Source organism: Kitasatospora sp. NPDC034035, from assembly GCF_055575755.1.
The window spans coordinates 64,299-79,288 of sequence record NZ_JBVISA010000020.1; the positions used below are offsets into that span (position 1 = coordinate 64,299).

At 72.9% G+C, this 14,990-nt stretch carries 15 protein-coding genes; 2 read left to right on the forward strand and 13 right to left on the reverse strand.

Going from position 1 to position 14,990, the window contains the following annotated elements:
- Window positions 1-173: 173 nt before the first annotated feature.
- Together ACZ52J_RS26400 and ACZ52J_RS26405 are read right to left on the reverse strand one after the other, a co-directional pair.
- Window positions 174-473: an acylphosphatase gene (locus tag ACZ52J_RS26400; RefSeq protein WP_360504624.1), complete on the reverse strand. Its 300-nt coding sequence runs from the start codon at window positions 471-473 to the stop codon at window positions 174-176.
- 155 nt (window positions 474-628) lie between these two features.
- Window positions 629-1,993 carry a hypothetical protein gene (locus ACZ52J_RS26405; protein WP_465622265.1) on the reverse strand — a complete coding sequence of 455 codons (1,365 nt, stop codon included), beginning with the start codon at window positions 1,991-1,993 and terminating at the stop codon, window positions 629-631.
- A gap of 305 nt (window positions 1,994-2,298) precedes the next feature.
- Here ACZ52J_RS26405 and ACZ52J_RS26410 point away from each other — a divergent pair, with 305 nt between their 5' ends.
- The gene (locus tag ACZ52J_RS26410) at window positions 2,299-3,222 is read left to right on the forward strand and encodes a DMT family protein (RefSeq protein ID WP_360504620.1); all 924 of its coding nucleotides are present in this window, start codon (window positions 2,299-2,301) and stop codon (window positions 3,220-3,222) included.
- Window positions 3,223-3,235: 13 nt separating this feature from the next.
- Here the strand turns inward: ACZ52J_RS26410 and mutM are convergent, their stop codons facing one another.
- The 10 genes from mutM to ACZ52J_RS26460 form a co-directional block, all read right to left on the reverse strand.
- The gene (mutM, locus tag ACZ52J_RS26415) at window positions 3,236-4,114 is read right to left on the reverse strand and encodes a bifunctional DNA-formamidopyrimidine glycosylase/DNA-(apurinic or apyrimidinic site) lyase (RefSeq protein ID WP_465622266.1); all 879 of its coding nucleotides are present in this window, start codon (window positions 4,112-4,114) and stop codon (window positions 3,236-3,238) included.
- A gap of 50 nt (window positions 4,115-4,164) precedes the next feature.
- On the reverse strand, window positions 4,165-4,956 hold the full coding sequence (rnc, locus tag ACZ52J_RS26420; protein WP_189923506.1) for a ribonuclease III: 792 nt from the start codon (window positions 4,954-4,956) through the stop codon (window positions 4,165-4,167).
- A gap of 20 nt (window positions 4,957-4,976) precedes the next feature.
- Window positions 4,977-5,150: a 50S ribosomal protein L32 gene (gene rpmF / locus ACZ52J_RS26425; RefSeq protein ID WP_350641993.1), complete on the reverse strand. Its 174-nt coding sequence runs from the start codon at window positions 5,148-5,150 to the stop codon at window positions 4,977-4,979.
- A 2-nt stretch (window positions 5,151-5,152) separates the two neighbouring features.
- Window positions 5,153-5,839, reverse strand: a complete 687-nt coding sequence (locus ACZ52J_RS26430) for a YceD family protein (RefSeq protein ID WP_360504616.1) — start codon at window positions 5,837-5,839, stop codon at window positions 5,153-5,155.
- A gap of 143 nt (window positions 5,840-5,982) precedes the next feature.
- Window positions 5,983-7,158: an ATP synthase F0 subunit B gene (locus ACZ52J_RS26435; RefSeq protein WP_465622269.1), complete on the reverse strand. Its 1,176-nt coding sequence runs from the start codon at window positions 7,156-7,158 to the stop codon at window positions 5,983-5,985.
- 188 nt (window positions 7,159-7,346) lie between these two features.
- The gene (coaD, locus tag ACZ52J_RS26440) at window positions 7,347-7,838 is read right to left on the reverse strand and encodes a pantetheine-phosphate adenylyltransferase (RefSeq protein ID WP_360504612.1); all 492 of its coding nucleotides are present in this window, start codon (window positions 7,836-7,838) and stop codon (window positions 7,347-7,349) included.
- Between the two features lie 50 nt (window positions 7,839-7,888).
- Window positions 7,889-8,470 carry a 16S rRNA (guanine(966)-N(2))-methyltransferase RsmD gene (rsmD, locus tag ACZ52J_RS26445; protein WP_465622270.1) on the reverse strand — a complete coding sequence of 194 codons (582 nt, stop codon included), beginning with the start codon at window positions 8,468-8,470 and terminating at the stop codon, window positions 7,889-7,891.
- Between the two features lie 210 nt (window positions 8,471-8,680).
- A complete protein-coding gene (locus tag ACZ52J_RS26450) occupies window positions 8,681-9,214 on the reverse strand; it encodes a hypothetical protein (protein ID WP_360504608.1) in 534 nt (177 codons plus the stop codon).
- Window positions 9,215-9,317: 103 nt separating this feature from the next.
- Window positions 9,318-11,534: an ATP-dependent DNA helicase RecG gene (recG, locus tag ACZ52J_RS26455; RefSeq protein WP_465622272.1), complete on the reverse strand. Its 2,217-nt coding sequence runs from the start codon at window positions 11,532-11,534 to the stop codon at window positions 9,318-9,320.
- A 39-nt stretch (window positions 11,535-11,573) separates the two neighbouring features.
- Window positions 11,574-13,205, reverse strand: a complete 1,632-nt coding sequence (locus ACZ52J_RS26460) for a DAK2 domain-containing protein (protein ID WP_360504605.1) — start codon at window positions 13,203-13,205, stop codon at window positions 11,574-11,576.
- Between the two features lie 300 nt (window positions 13,206-13,505).
- Here ACZ52J_RS26460 and rpmB point away from each other — a divergent pair, with 300 nt between their 5' ends.
- Entirely contained in the window at window positions 13,506-13,691 is a 186-nt protein-coding gene (gene rpmB / locus ACZ52J_RS26465; RefSeq protein ID WP_014138233.1) for a 50S ribosomal protein L28, read from the forward strand.
- A gap of 648 nt (window positions 13,692-14,339) precedes the next feature.
- On the opposite strand, the gene ACZ52J_RS26470 is transcribed toward rpmB, so the two are convergent.
- Window positions 14,340-14,987 (reverse strand): response regulator, encoded by a 648-nt coding sequence (locus tag ACZ52J_RS26470; RefSeq protein WP_465622273.1) that lies wholly within the window; start codon window positions 14,985-14,987, stop codon window positions 14,340-14,342.
- Between the last annotated feature and the right edge of the window lie 3 nt (window positions 14,988-14,990).

The following is a 14,990-nucleotide window of genomic DNA, read 5'->3' on the forward strand; positions in this document are numbered from 1 at the left end:
TGTGGTCACGCCTGGGGGGTTGTCGGGACGGGTCCACCACGTGCTCGTGGATCATCGTTCGATGCGGAGTCAACCACGAGTCTGCCCGGATGGCAACCTCGTGACACCGACCGTTCCGGATCTTTTCCCGGTGGACCCGGCGGCGGGCCCGCGGCGGGCCCCCGGGCGGCGGCTCAGCGGATCTCGAAACCCTCGTAACCAGGGCCGACGGCCGTCCAGATCTCGGTCACGCCGCTGACGTTCCCCGGGGTTCCGGGGCCGCGCAGCAGGGCCAGCAGCTGCTCGCAGTCGGCCGCGAGTCCCTCGGCGACCACCTGCACCCGGCCGTCGCCGAGGTTGCTCGCGTAGCCGGTCAGGCCGACCTCCAGCGCCCGTGCCCTGGTCCACCAGCGGAACCCGACCTGCTGGACCTTCCCCCGGACCCAGGCGGTGACCCGGACCGGTTCCTCACTGTGGGCGTCGCGACCGTGCATGCCCCGACCCTAGCCGCCCGCGCGCCCGGTCACCGCTCGGGTCCGGGGCCCGGGGCCGCGCACGGGAGCGGCCCCGCCGGAGGAACCGGCGGGGCCGCGTGGAGTCGTGGGGAGTCGTGGGGAGTCGCGTGGCGATCGAACGCTCGGGCCTGGGGCTACCAGTCCCCGCCGCCGCCGAAGTCGCCGCCACCGCCGAAGTCGCCCCCGCCACCGGAGTCGCCACCGAAGCCGCCGAAGTCGCCGCCGTTGAAGTCGCCGCCGGTGTAGTCGCCACCGTCGTACTGGTCCTGGTAGCCGTGCTGGTGGCCGCCGTCCATCATGGGCGCCGCGTAGGCCGGGGTGCTCATCATCGAGCCGAGCATGGTGCCGACCAGCAGGCCCGGCAGCAGGCCGCCGCCGAAGCTGCTGTAGTAGCCGCCCGCGTACGGGGCGTACGCGGGGCCGGCGTTCCAGTACGGCTGCGGGCCGTGCTCGGTGTCCACGGTGCGGACGGCCGGGTCGAGGCCGGCCGCCACCCGGTCCGCGTCGGCCTGGCAGACCGGGACGGAGCGGGCGGAGCCGCCGGCCGGGGCCCAGTCGACGTCCTTCACGGACGGGCCGTGGCGCGGGTCCATGAAGCACGGGGGACGGCGCTCGGGCAGCGGGCGGTTCTCCCGCCGGGCGCTCAGGGTGGCCAGCGCGAACCGGCCGTCCTCGATCGCCTCGGTGACCTGCTTGACGTCCTCGGGCCGCTTGGCCTCGTCCATCAGGCGCTTGGACTTCTCGTACGAGTCCAGGGCGTGGGCGTAGTCGGCGCGCTGGGCGTCGTCGGCGTCCCCCGCGCGCGGGTTGAAGTCGAGCCGGTCCAGCTCCTCACCGAACGCGGTGATGTCCTCGTCCACCACCCGGCGCAGTTGCTCCAGCTCGGCCCGGGCCTTCTCCTCCTTGCGCTTCTTGGCGCGGCGGAAGAGGAGGAAGACCCCGGCGCCGGCCAGGGCCACCAGCACGAGCGGGATGACGACCCAGGCGATCGAGGTGCTGTGGTTGACGCCCTGGCCCTTGGTCTGCGGGGCCGCCTGGTCGACGAAGTCGTTCAGGGTGGCGTCGATGTCGCCGTCGTGGGAGCGGAAGGCCGCGCCGGAGACCCGCTCCGGGATGCCGGCGCCCATCGCGCCGCGGTCCGCGTGGGCCAGGAACTGGTTGCCGCGCCAGATCCCGTAGACCCCGTCGATGCCGACCAGGGTGCGCAGGTCCTTGAAGACGGTGTCCTTGCCGTAGGCCGGCGAGTCGGGGACCACCGCGATGAAGATCGGCTTGTCGGCCTTGTCGATCTTCTTGGTCAGGGCGTCTGCCTGGGCCTGGCTGAAGCGGCTGGTCATCGCCGGGTCGACGTAGACCTTGCCCTTCTTCAGGGTGCCGGAGGCGTCGCTCAGCCCGCCCGCGGCCGAGGCCGCCGGCGCCAACAGGAGCAGCAGCCCGAGCAGCGCCGCCACCAGGGCAAGCGGCCCGGCGCCCCGGGAACGTCGTGCAAGGGTTCTCATGCCCCCGACGCTACCGCGAGTGGCGTCGGAGCACGCCATACCCTTCGCATACTGGTAATAGCGGGGGTCCCCGCCGTCCGCCGGGGCCGCTCCCCTTCTCGGGGATGATGTTTCCCCCAGCCGACCCTGATGCGGGTGGCACGTGGGAACCGCAGGAGGCGCCCGGGCGTACGTCCCGGCGGGTCCGGCCCGATTCCGGGGCGCCCGAGGGGGCGTGCCGACCGTACCGCGCGAACGGGCATAGTGAGTCCCGGACCGTCGGTCCCATGACCTGTTCTTGACCCAACTCCCGATCGGAGCACTCGGTGATCATCGGCCTCGTCACCGCCGTGGCGGCATCCGCCTGCTACGGCACCGGCTCGGTCCTGCAGGCCGTCGGATCCCGCCGTTCCGCCCGGGAGGAGGCCGCCAAGGGCGCCACCACCTCGACGACCGAGCACGGCGGGCCGAGCCTGTCCTCGACCGCGAAGGCCGCCGTCACCTGGGAGTTCATCCTCGGCACGGTGCTCGACCTGATCGGCTTCGGGCTCGGCGCGCTGGCCGCGCGGCTGCTGCCGCTGTTCCTCTCCCAGACCATCATCAGCGCCAACCTGGTGATCACCGCGCTGCTCAGCATCAAGCTGCTGGGCATCCGGCTCAAGCAGCTGGAGTGGGCCTCGATCGGCGTGCTCTGCTCGGCCCTGGTGCTGCTGGCCGTCTCGGCCGGCCCGGAGGGCGGCCACCACGCGGCGATGTCCTTCCACTGGTGGCTGCTGATCATCACCATCGTGCTGCTGGCCGGCGGCAGCCTGCTGGTGCGGCGGATGGGCGCGAGCGGCGCGATCGTCGCCGGTCTGCTCTCCGGTCTCGGCTTCGGCGCCCTGGGCGTCGGCGTGCGCATCCTGAACGGCGTCGAGCCGTTCGACCTCGGCTCGCTGCTCTCCGACCCGGCGCTGTACGCGATCCTGGTCGGCGGCCTCGGCGGCATGTACATCCACACCGTGGCGCTGCAGATCGGCTCGGTGAACGGCGCGACGGCCGCGCTGGTGGTCGGCGAGACGGTGCTGCCCGGCGCGGTCGGCGTGCTCTGGCTCGGCGACTCCTCCAAGGCCGGCCTGGGCTGGCTCGGCGTGCTCGGCTTCCTGCTCGCGGTGGTGTCCGCGGTCGGGGTCGCCTACTTCGGCCAGGACACCCACGGCACGCCCGGCGACGCGGACGCCGAGCGGCCCGAACTCGCCGGCCGGAAGTAGGGCCAGGCCCGGCTCAGCCCCCGCTGCGGGCCCGCGGCACGCGCTGGCAGCGGGGGCAGAAGTAGCTGGAGCGGTTCATCCAGGCCGCCCGCCGGATCGCGGTGCCGCAGCGGCGGCAGGGCTCGTGCTCACGGCCGTAGGCGTCCAGGTCCCGGGAGAAGTAGCCGCTCTCGCCGTTCACGTTGACGTAGAGGCTGTCGAAGCTGGTGCCGCCGACGGCGAGCGCCGAGGTCATCACGTCCCGGGCGTGGGCCAGCAGGACGGCGGCCTGCGGGCGGGTCAACGTCGTCGTCGGGCGGTCGTAGTGCAGCTTGGAGCGCCACAGCGCCTCGTCGGCGTAGATGTTGCCGACGCCGCTGATCAGCGTCTGGTCGAGCAGCGCGCGCTTGACGGTGGTGCGCCTGGCGCGCAGCGCGGCCACGAAGGCCTCGTCGTCGAAGCGCGGGTCGAGCGGGTCGCGGGCGATGTGCGCGATGGAGACGGGCGTGCCCTCCGGGTCGCCGTCCTCGGCCTCCTCGACCGCCAGGCCGCCGAAGGTCCGCTGGTCGACGAAGCGCAGTTCGCGCCCGCCGTCGGCGAAGCGCAGGCGGACGCGCAGGTGCGTCTCGTCCGGCACCGACGGGTCCTGGACGAGGAGTTGGCCGCTCATCCCGAGGTGGCCGATCAGTGAGAAGCCCGCGCCGGTCCCGGACAGCGGCACCCACAGGTACTTGCCGCGCCGCTGCGCGGTGCCGAGGGTGGTGCCGGTCAGCCGGGCCGTGAAGTCGACCGCGCCGGCCGGCTGGCGGCGCACCGCGCGCGGGTGCAGCACCTGGACGTCGGCGACGGTCCGCCCGGCGACCCAGCTGGCCAGACCACGGCGGACGACCTCGACCTCGGGGAGTTCGGGCACGGGAAAACGCCTCCTGCGGAATCGATCGGCAGGAGAAGGCTACTGCGCCGTCACGCGCCGGCGGGCAGCCGGTCGGCGTACTTCTCCTTGATCGCGCGCCAGGCGCTCTCGGCGGCCTTCTGCTCGGCTTCCTTCTTCGAGCGGCCGACGCCGCTGCCGAAGTCCTCGCCGGCCACCCGGGCCGCTGCGGTGAAGGTCTTCTCGTGGTCCGGACCGGACTCCATGACCACGTACTCGGGAACCCCGATGCCCACCGACGCGGTGAGCTCCTGGAGGCTGGTCTTCCAGTCCAGTCCCGCGCCCAGCTGAGAGGACTCCTCGATCAGCGGGTCGAACAGCCGGTGGACGAACTCGGTGGCCGCGTCCAGACCCTGGTCCAGGTAGACGGCGCCGATCACGGCCTCGACGGTGTCGGCGAGGATCGACGACTTGTCACGGCCGCCGGTGCCCTCCTCGCCCTTGCCGAGCCGGATGAACGTGCCGAGCTCAAGGCCCCGGCCGACGTCCGCGAGCGCGCGGGAGTTGACCACCGCGGCGCGCAGCTTGGCGAGCGTGCCCTCCGGGACGTCCGGGTGGACGCGGTAGAGGGTGTCGGTCACCACCAGGCCCAGCACCGAGTCGCCGAGGAACTCCAGGCGCTCGTTGGTGGGCAGACCCCCGTTCTCGTACGCGTACGAGCGGTGGGTCAGGGCACGTACCAGAAGGGCGCGCTCGAGCGTGTACCCGAGGCGCCCTTCCAGGACGTCGTATTCGGTCGAAGCCGGCCCGCCGGCCTTGCCACCGCCTGAAGAGGAACCCTTCGGGGCGGCGGACGCCTTGCGGGTGGAGTTACCGTCCGACATCGATCCGTGCACCCCGCCGATCAGACCGAGAGGACCTGGCGACGGTTGTACGTGCCGCAGCTCGGGCACGCGAGGTGGCCCAGCTTCGGCTCGTGGCAGCGGTCGCACGCCACGAGGGCCGGAACGACGGCCTTCCAGTTGGACCGACGGTGGCGCGTGTTGCTGCGCGACATCTTCCGCTTCGGAACAGCCACGGCTACTTCTCCTGGTTCTCGGCGAGACCCTCACGGGTACCGCTGTTCTTAGTTCCCCGCCGCCCGTTAGCGACTTCGCCGCGGGCCTCGTCGCCGGGGGTGGCGGAGAGTCCCTGCAGTGCCGCCCACCGGGGGTCGACGGCGTCGTGGTGGTGCGCCGGGTCGTCGCTCAGGCGCGCTCCGCATTCGGAGCACAGGCCCAGGCAGTCTTCCTGGCACACCGGCTGCAACGGCAGTGCGAGCACCACCGCGTCACGCAGCACCGGCCGGAGGTCGAAGTAATCGCCCTCCAGACGGTAAGTCTCGTTCTCCGAGTCCTCTTCGAGGTCCTCGGTCCCCGTGGTCCGGGCGCGATGGCGCTCGTCGGACTCCGGGTAGTAGTACAGCTCCTGGAACTCCACGTCGATGTCGAAGTCGACGGGCTCCAGGCACCGCACGCACTCGCCCTCGACGTGGGCCTCGGCGGTGCCGGTGACCAGCACGCCCTCGACCACGGACTCCAGGCGGAGCTCCAGCTCGATCGGGCTCTTCTCCGGAACGCCGATCACATCGATGATCCCGAAGCCCTCGGGGGCCTCCAGGGTGCGGGTCACCTTGCGCATCCCACCGGCGCGACGACCCAGCTCGTGCGTGTCGAACACGAGGGGGTCGCGGTGGTCGAGGCGGTTCACGGTGTCCTGCACTTCCATGGGGATGATCGATGCGTCTCCGTCACGTCGGCGTCGCGAGGGCAAGCCGACAACCGGACATGGGGATGCCGGAGTGGTCAGACTACCGGAGTCTCCCGTCAGGCCCAACTTCGGTCCCGTCAGGAGACTCCGCGGAGGTCCGCTCAGCGGCCGCCGAGCTCCCTCAGCCTGGTCATGTCGATCATGCTGGTGTCGAAGAAGCTGGTCTCGTCCAGGCCCTGCTGCTGTTGCGGCACGGCGGGCGGCAGCGCCGGCGGCGCGGCGGGCTGCTGCGGGTAGTTGTAGCCGTCGTACGGCTGCGCGCCGTAGCCCTGCTGCTGGTAGCCGTAGCCGTCCTGCTGCTGGGCCGGGTAGCCCTGCTGCTGCTGCTGGTAGCCGCCGGCCTGCTGCTGGCCCCACTGGGTGTTGTACGGGTCGCCCTGCCCGGCCGGGTCGAAGCCGCCGCCGTACACCTCGGCGTACTGCCCGCCGGGCTGCTGGGCGGCCTCGTACCGGTCGGTCCCCTGGTCCTGCCAGCCGGCCGCGGCCGGGGCCTGCTCGGGCCAGGTCTGCTGCTGCGGGACGTCCTCGCGGTACCAGGCGATGTCCGCGCCGTCGGCGTCGCCGGCGAAGCCCGCCGCCACCGCCTCGGCCCGCTCCTTGGCCTGCTGCGCCTCGTCGGCGGCGGCCAGGTAGGCGCCCAGCTCGTCGATGGGCCGCTTGCCGAGGAGCTTGTCGCGCCCCTTGCCGACGGCCTCCAGGGTGGCGCTCAGCACGTTCTCCAGCGTGGCGAGCTTCACATCGACGTACTCGTCCACCTCGGGGCTCGGGCTGATCCGCTGCGGCCGGAACTCCTCGCCGTCGCCGTCGCCCTCGTGCTCGCTCTCGAAGACACCGGCGTCGCCGCGCAGCTTGGTGCGGCCGCGGCCGACCGCGCCGAGCGTCTTGGTCAGCACGACCTCGAAGTTGGCGAGCTTGCTGTCCACGTAGTCGTCGGCCTCGGCCCGCTTGGCCTCCACCTCGGTACGCGCCTCGGCGACAATCCGGTCCGCCTGGGACTGGGCCTGGCGGACCACCTCGGTGTCCGAGATCAGCGAGCCGCGCTCGGAGTGCGCCCCCTGGATGATCCGCTCGGCCTCGGCCTGCGCGCCTGCCACCACCTGCTCGTGGTCGGCCATCATCGACTGGGCCTGGGCGAGTTCGGCGGGCAGGGCCGCCTTGAGGTCGTTGAGCAGGCCGATCAGCTCGGCCCGGTTCACCACGCAGGAGGCCGACATCGGCATCGAGCGGGCGTTCTCGACCGCCGCCACGATCTCGTCGACCTTGTTCTGCACGTCCACGGGGGCTTCGTCTTTCCGTGTGCCGCCGACGGTCCGGCGGAGGCAGGCCCGACGCGGTGAACCTCACCGCAGGGCAGGGATACAGACTGTACGGCCACCGTGGGGCAGGGTCACAACGCCCGAACCGAACCGGCCTCCCGCCCATCGGACAAGGCGTGACGAACCGGCAGAAAAGGACAAGCTGCCGACTACTGCTCGGCCTTGCGCTCCGCGATCCGCTCGACCAGCCGGCCGTGCACCGTCTCGGGCAACAGGTGGGAGACGTCGCCGCCGTACGACGCGACCTCCTTCACCAGCGTGGAGGAGAGGAAGCTGTACGTCGGCGAGGTCGGCAGGAACAGCGTCTCGACGCCGGTCAGCCCGTGGTTCATCTGGGCCATCTGCAGCTCGTAGTCGAAGTCGCTGACGGCGCGCAGGCCCTTGACGATCGCCGGGATGCCGCGCTCCCGGCAGAAGTCCACCAGCAGGCCGAGGTGCGACTCGACCACGATGTTGCCGTACTTGGCGGTGGTCTCCTCGATGAGCTCGATCCGCTCCTCGATGGTGAACATGCCCTGCTTGTTCCGGTTGACCGCGACCGCGACATGCACCACGTCGTAGAGCTTCGAGGCCCGCTCGATGATGTCCAGGTGACCGTTGGTGATCGGGTCGAACGACCCGGGACAGACGGCTCGGCGCATGGCGTGTGTGCTCCCTCGTGGGGTGACGGCTCGTGCGGGCCCGCGGCCCGCTACTCCTGCTGGTCGGCCGCGGCGGCGGCACCGTACCAGAGCGTGCCCTCGCCGTAGCGGCGGGAGCGCAGCCCCTCGAAACCCTCGGGCCAGCCGAACTCGCCGCCACGGGTGCTGCGCTCCACGGTGACGAGTGTGTCCTCCGCGAGCCACCCCCCGGCCAGGAGTGTGATCAGCATCTCGCGGAGTTCCTCGTCCGTCACGGCGTACGGCGGATCGAGGAACACCAGGTCGTACGGGCTCGGCGGGGGCGGGCCGGCGACCACCTGCTCCGCCTTCGCGGCCCGCACCTCGGCGCCCGGCAGGCCGATCGCGCGGACGTTCTCCCGGATCACCCGGGCCGCCTGCCCGTCCGCCTCCACCAGCAGGACGTGCTCGGCGCCGCGCGACAGCGCCTCCAGCCCGACCGCGCCCGATCCGCCGAACAGGTCCAGCATCCGGACCCCGTGCAGGGTGCCGCGCAGCGCCTCCAGGGTGGAGAACATCGCCTCGCGGGCCTTGTCGGAGGTCGGTCGGGTGCCCCGGCCAGGCGGTACGGCCAGTCGGCGGCCGCCGGCCGCCCCGGCGATCACGCGGGTCATGGTGGTGGAAGGTCCTTTCGTCGCTGCCCGACCACGCTATCCCGCCCCGAGCCGAAGGGGCGCGCCGGTGCCGAAAGGGAGAAGCGAGGGAGCGAGGCACGAGCGAGGGAACGCCGACCGTCGGCACCGGACCCGAGCGCCCCGGAGGCGAGCGGGCGAGTCACAGCCGGGGCCCCACCGACGCGTCGGTGGGGCCCCGGGGTCAGCGCATCAGCTCGCGTCCGCCGCCGCGCCCTGGGCCGGGACGGCCGCGCCGAGCAGCGCCGGCGAGGCGTAGCGGGACCAGGACAGGCAGCCGTCGGGCGGGCAGAACTCGGGGCGGCGCGGATCGTGCCCGAGCTCGCGCAGCTTGGTCCGGACGGAGTCGGGCGTACGGCCGAAGCGGGCGGCGATCCGGGCTATGGTCTCGCCGTCGTGGAAGCGCCGGACCAGCTCCTCCTCGTGCTGCGGCACCCAGGGGGCGCCGTGGCCGGGGTACAGCTCGCGCAGCACGTCGCGGTCGGGGATGGGCTCGGAGACGTCGGCGACGATCGCCAGCGCCCGGAGCGCGCGGTTGAGCGCGATCCGCAGCGAGGCGACGTCCTCGACCGGCAGGCGGAGCTTGCCCGAGGCGAGCGGCGTGGCGGCCGCCCCCTCGCGCCAGCCGGTCAGGGTGAGGGTGACCTCGCGGTCGTCGTCGCTGGCGAGTTCGATCCGGAAGACCTTGTCGCCGAGCGGGAGCTCGTTGAGATGACGGAATGCCATGGCAGGACCCCCAAGTGTCGCGCCAGGTACGCACCTTGGGGGTGCGCCCTGAACAACTACATTCTCTCGCGGGGGTCTGACAATCCAGGGGCCCGGCCGGCCCTCAGCCCTTCTCCATGTAGGCCGCGCGGTCCTCGTCGATCAGGCTCTCCAGCGCGGTCCGCAGCTCCGGGTGGGCGGCCAGCTCCGGGTCCGCGGCGACCAGCCGGGTGGCCTCCGTCCGGGCGGTGAGGATGACCTCCTCGTCCTCCAGCACCGAGAGCACCTTCAGCGAGGACTTCACCCCGGACTGGGCCTGGCCCAGCACATCGCCCTCCCGGCGCTGTTCGAGGTCGATCCGGGACAGCTCGAAGCCGTCCAGGGTGCCCGCCACCGCGTCCAGCCGGGCCCGGGCGGGGCTGGCCGCCGGCATGTCGCTGACCAGCAGGCACAGGCCGGCCGCGCTGCCGCGCCCGACCCGGCCGCGCAGCTGGTGCAGCTGGGAGACGCCGAAGCGGTCGGCGTCCATGATGACCATCGCGGTGGAGTTGGGGACGTTGACGCCGACCTCGATGACCGTGGTGGCGACCAGGACGTCCACCTCACCGGCCGCGAACCGGCGCATCACGTCGTCCTTGGCCTCCGGTGCGAGCCGGCCGTGCAGGATCTCCACCCGCAGCCCGGCCAGCGGGCCCTTCACCAGCATCTCGGTGGTCTCGATCACGGAGAGCGGGGGCCGCCGCTCGTCGCTCCCGGCGCCCACGTCCTCCAGGTCGTCCTCGGCGGCGGAGGCCTGGCGCTTCTTCTTCGTCTTCGGGTCGGCGGGCTCCTCGTCCCCGATCCGGGGGCAGACCACGTACGCCTGGTGGCCCTTGGCCACCTCCTCGCGGACCCGCTCCCAGGCCCGGGCCAGGAAGTTGGGCTTCTCCAGCGCCGGGACGACGTGGGTGGAGATCGGCGAGCGGCCGGCCGGCAGCTGGTCCAGGACGGAGGTCTCCAGGTCCCCGAAGACGGTCATCGCGACGGTGCGCGGGATCGGGGTGGCGGTCATCACCAGCAGGTGCGGCGGCTGCTCGCCCTTGGCGCGCAGCGCGTCCCGCTGTTCGACGCCGAAGCGGTGCTGCTCGTCGACCACGACCAGGCCGAGGTCCTGGAACCGGACCTTGTCCTCGATCAGCGCGTGGGTGCCGATGGCGATCCCGGCGTCCCCGCAGGCCATGTCCAGCAGCGCCTGGCGGCGGGCGGGGACGCCCATCGAGCCGGTCAGCAGCACCACCCGGGTGCCGAGGTCCGAGCCGCCGAGCATCCCGCCCTCGGCCAGGTCCCCCATCATCTCGACGATCGAGCGGTGGTGCTGCTGCGCGAGCACCTCGGTGGGCGCCAGCAGGACGGCCTGGCCGCCCGCGTCCACCACGGCGAGCATGGCGCGCAGCGCGACCAGGGTCTTGCCGGAGCCGACCTCGCCCTGGAGCAGCCGGTGCATCGGGTGCTCGGTCGCCAGGTCGGCGGCGATCTCGGCGGAGACCTTCTCCTGGCCCTCGGTGAGGGTGAACGGCAGCCGGGCGTCGAAGGCGTCCAGCAGGCCGCCCGCGCGGGCCTTGCGCGGCTTGGCGGGCAGCGCGGACTCGGCGGCCCGGCGCTGGGCCAGGGCGACCTGGAGGACGAAGGCCTCGTCCCAGCGCAGCCGGCTCTGGGCGCGCTCGCGGTCGGCCTGGCCGCGCGGGCGGTGGATCAGCTCCAGCGCCTCGGGCAGCGGGATCAGGTCGTGCCGCTCGCGCAGTTCGGCGGGCAGCGGTTCGCCGACGTCGCCGAGGTGCTTGGTGAGGGCCGTCTCGACGCAGATCGACAGCTTCCAGCTGGGCATCTGCGCGCTGGCGCCGTACACCGGGATGAGCCGCCCGGCGAACTGCTGCGCGGCGTCCGACCCCGCTTCCTCGTCGAGGAGTTGGTAGTCGGGCGACACCAGCTGGCGGGTGCGGTTGAAGACGCCGACCTTGCCCGCGAACAGGCCCTGGGCGCCGGCCTTGAGGTCCTTCTGTCGCCAGCCCTGGTTGAAGAAGACCAGCGAGAGCCGGCTGCGGCCGTCGGTGACGACGACCTCCAGGCGGTCGCCCTTGCGGCCGCGGAACGGGATCAGGGTGACCTTCTCGATCCGGGCCAGCACGGTGACGTGCTCGTCGACCTCCAGCTCGTCCAGGCTGGTGAGCTGGCCGCGCTCGACGTAGCGGCGCGGGTAGTGGTGCAGCAGGTCCCCGACCGTGCGCAGCTTGAGGCTGTCGGCGAGCACCTTCGCGGTGCGGTCGCCGACGAGCTTGGTCAGTGGTTCATCGAGAGCGCCCATCACGGCCCTGTTTACACCACGGGACGGACAGAGCGGCGGCTACTCGACCCCGATGAGCAGCGGCGCCGACTCCTGCCCGCCGTGGAAGACCACCGCGTCCACCTCGGGCCGCCGGTGCCGCACGTGCGCGACCAGCCGTTCGGCGAGCGCCTCGTCGGTGCCCTCACCGAGGATCAGGGTGACGAGTTCGCCGCCCGCGCCGAGCATCCGGTCCAGCACGCTCCCGCCGACCTCCTCCAGTCCGGTGCCGATCACCGCGACATCGCCGTCGATCAGCCCGAGCACGTCCCCGGCCTGGCAGACCCCGGCCATCGTCCAGGACTCCCCCTCGGCGACGGCGAGTTCGGCGTACCGGGTGGCCCCGGCGGCGGAGGTCATGGCGACCACGTCCTCGTCGAAGCGGCGGCCGCCCTCGTGCACCGCGAGCGCCGCCAGGCCCTGCACCGGCGATCGGGTGGGCAGGACGGCGATCCGGACGCCCTCCTCGCGCAGCTGGTCGGCGGCGGCCCCGGCGGCGGCCCGCAGTTCCGGGTCGTTGAGCAGCAGGACGACCTCGCGGGCCGCCGAGCGGCGCACGGCGGCCGCGAGTTCGGCGCTGGCCGGCGGGCGGTCCGGGTCGGCGTGCAGGACGACGGCGCCCGCCTGCTCGCAGAGGTCGGCCAGGCCCTCGCCGGAGACCACCGAGAGCACCGCGCGGGCCCGTTCCTCGCGCTCGCCGCGCTCGGCGGCGCTGCCGGCCCGGGCGGCGGCCTCGGCGAAGTGCGTGATCCGGATCTGGTGCGGTCGCCCGGCCCCGACCCCGGCCTCCACGGCGGCGCCCGCGTCGTCGACGTGGACGTGCACGTTCCACAGGCCGTCGCCGCCGCCGATCACCAGCGAGTCGCCGAGCCCGGCGAGCCGCTCGCGCAGCGCGGGCAGCGCCTCGTCGGGGGCGTCCAGCAGGTAGATGACCTCGAAGGCGGGGTGCCCGGGCCCGGGCGGCCGCACGTGCACCTCGCAGCTCTCGACGGCCCGGACGTCCCCGCGCAGCGCGACCGGCCCCATCGGCTGCTGCCCGGCCACGGCGTCGGCGAGCGCGCCGAGGACGGCCACCAGGCCGCGCCCGCCGGCGTCCACGACGCCGTTCTCGGCCAGTACGGCGAGCTGCTCGGGGGTGTGCCGCAGCGCGTCCCGGGCGGCCCGGTATGCGGTGTCGGCGACCTGGGCGAGCCCGTCCCCGGCCCGGACGGCCTCCCGGGCGGCGACCCGGGCGACGGTCAGCAGCGTGCCCTCGACGGGCTCCGCGACGGCCTGGTAGGCGGAGTCGGCGGCCCGCTGCAGGGCGGCCCGCAGGTGTTCGGCGCCGCCGCCCTCGGCCAGCGTCTCGGCGGTGCCGCGCAGCCACTGGGCGAGGATCACGCCGGAGTTGCCCCGGGCGCCGACCAGCGCGCCGCGGGCCATCGCGCGGGCCGCGTCGGCCAGGCCGGGGGCCGGCTCGGCGGCGGGGTCGGCGAAGCGGCTCTCCACCTCGGCGGCGGCGGACTCGACGGTCAGGTAGAGGTTGGTGCCGGTGTCGCCGTCCGGGACCGGGTAGACGTTGAGCGCGTCGATCTCCTCGCGGGCCTGGCCGAGGGCGCGCAGGGCGAGCTGACACCAGGTGCGCACGGCCGGGGCGTCGAGCGTGTGCAGCACCAGGTCTCCTCCGGATGGGACGCCGCGACGGCCTGTGGGGCGGCAACACCTTCAGGGCAGCGGCGAGGGGTGATACCGGCAGGTTATCGGGGGGCGGGGAGGGCCGTTCGGACCGGCGACCGGAGCGATCACTCGGCCGGTCATGGTAGTTTCGTGGGACGGAAGCAAGCGATGTATGCTCTTCCGGTTGCCTGGAACCGTCCAGGCTCACCCCCTTGTCCGGCCCGGTTCACGCGAGTGTTTCCGGTGGGTGAGTGGGGTTTTCGAAAGTATCTGATCTGAAGTCTTGGAGTGACTCCTGTGGCTGCCAACTGCGACGTCTGCGGCAAGGGGCCGGGCTTCGGCAACAGCATCTCCCACTCTCACCGCCGTACCCCCCGTCGTTGGAACCCCAACATCCAGACGGTGCGCGCTGTGATTGGGCGGACGCCGAAGCGGCTCAACGTCTGCACCTCGTGCATCAAGGCCGGTAAGGTCTCGCGCTGACGCGCAGACCGGCATGCCGGTCCTCCAGTGAGCCGGTTCATCCTCGGATGGACCGGCTTCACTGTTTTCGCGGCCGGCTACGCCGCTTTCCGGTCTCACCGGTGGTGGGGGGGGGGGGCTGGGGGGCGTGGGGGGGGGTGGGAGGAATTTCCCCCCCCCCCCTCCCCACGCCGCCTCGTCGCGCGGCCTCGGCGCGGCCGCTCCCCCCCGACACCCCGGCAGCCTCGCCGCCCCCCTGGCCACACCCTCCGGCGAGAGCGGTCCGCACAGGCCCCGGCGAGTCCCCACCCCCGGGGACGTCGTTGATCTCACGCTAACAAACCGCGTGGTTGGTTTGTCAATAGTGGAATACACGAAACATCCACATTGTGATGACCGGCTCAGACCGGCCCGAAAGGCTTCGGACCAGGCAGTTGTAGGCCGGTCGGCGTGCCCGGCCGCAGGGCGGCGCACACCGGAACGAGCCGCGCACCGTGGACGCGATGGCTGGAATCCGACATTCCGAGCATCATGGCAGCACGCAGTGACACCGCGCGAGCGCCCAGCGCAGCCGCCGGGCGGTCGGGGCGGTCGGGGCGGTCGGGGTCTCGGGGTGCTCGGGATGGTTCGGAGTCGGAGACCGGAGACCGGACGAAGGGCCCGGCCGGCTCAGCGCAGCAGCCGGCGCTCCTTGGCCACCGCGACCGCGCCCGCCCGGGTGTCCACGCCCAACTTGTCGTAGATCCGCCCGAGATGCGTTTTCACCGTGGCCTCACTGATGAACAGCGCCCGCGCGATCTCCCGGTTGCCCAGCCCCTGCGCCAGCTGTTCGAGAATGTCCAGCTCGCGCTCGGTGAGCTGCGGCGCGGGCGCCCGCATCTGCGCCATCACCCGGGAGGCGACCGGCGGCGACAGCACCGTCCGGCCCTGCGCGGCCGCGTGCACGGCGGCGAACAGCTCCTCCGGCCGCTCGGCCTTCAACAGGTAGCCGGTGGCGCCGGCGCCGATCGCCCGGGTGATGTCGGCGTCGGTGTCGTACGTGGTGAGCACCAGGACGTGCGGCCCGCCCGGGGCGGCGGTGATCCGCCGGGTGGCCTCCACGCCGTCGATGCCGTCGCCGAGCTGGAGGTCCATCAGCACCACCTGAGGCACCAGCCGGGCGGCCAGCGCGACGGCCTCCTCCCCGGTGCTGGCCTCGCCGACCACCTCGATGTCGCCCGCGCTGGCGAGCAGTGCGAGCAGACCGGCCCGTACCACCGCGTGGTCGTCGCAGACCAACAGTCGGACGGGGGCGGTCCGGGCCGTAGCCGTACTCATGCG

Excerpts from the sequence above, each read along its gene's own strand:
- ACZ52J_RS26400 (WP_360504624.1), bottom strand. The coding sequence starts at position 473 with ATGCACGGTCGCGACGCCCACAGTGAGGAACCGGTCCGGGTCACCGCC.
- ACZ52J_RS26405 (WP_465622265.1), bottom strand. The coding sequence starts at position 1,993 with ATGAGAACCCTTGCACGACGTTCCCGGGGCGCCGGGCCGCTTGCCCTG.
- rnc (WP_189923506.1), bottom strand. The coding sequence starts at position 4,956 with ATGTCGGACGGTAACTCCACCCGCAAGGCGTCCGCCGCCCCGAAGGGT.
- ACZ52J_RS26430 (WP_360504616.1), bottom strand. The coding sequence starts at position 5,839 with ATGGAAGTGCAGGACACCGTGAACCGCCTCGACCACCGCGACCCCCTC.
- coaD (WP_360504612.1), bottom strand. The coding sequence starts at position 7,838 with ATGCGCCGAGCCGTCTGTCCCGGGTCGTTCGACCCGATCACCAACGGT.
- rsmD (WP_465622270.1), bottom strand. The coding sequence starts at position 8,470 with ATGACCCGCGTGATCGCCGGGGCGGCCGGCGGCCGCCGACTGGCCGTA.
- ACZ52J_RS26450 (WP_360504608.1), bottom strand. The coding sequence starts at position 9,214 with ATGGCATTCCGTCATCTCAACGAGCTCCCGCTCGGCGACAAGGTCTTC.
- recG (WP_465622272.1), bottom strand. The coding sequence starts at position 11,534 with ATGGGCGCTCTCGATGAACCACTGACCAAGCTCGTCGGCGACCGCACC.
- ACZ52J_RS26470 (WP_465622273.1), bottom strand. The coding sequence starts at position 14,987 with ATGAGTACGGCTACGGCCCGGACCGCCCCCGTCCGACTGTTGGTCTGC.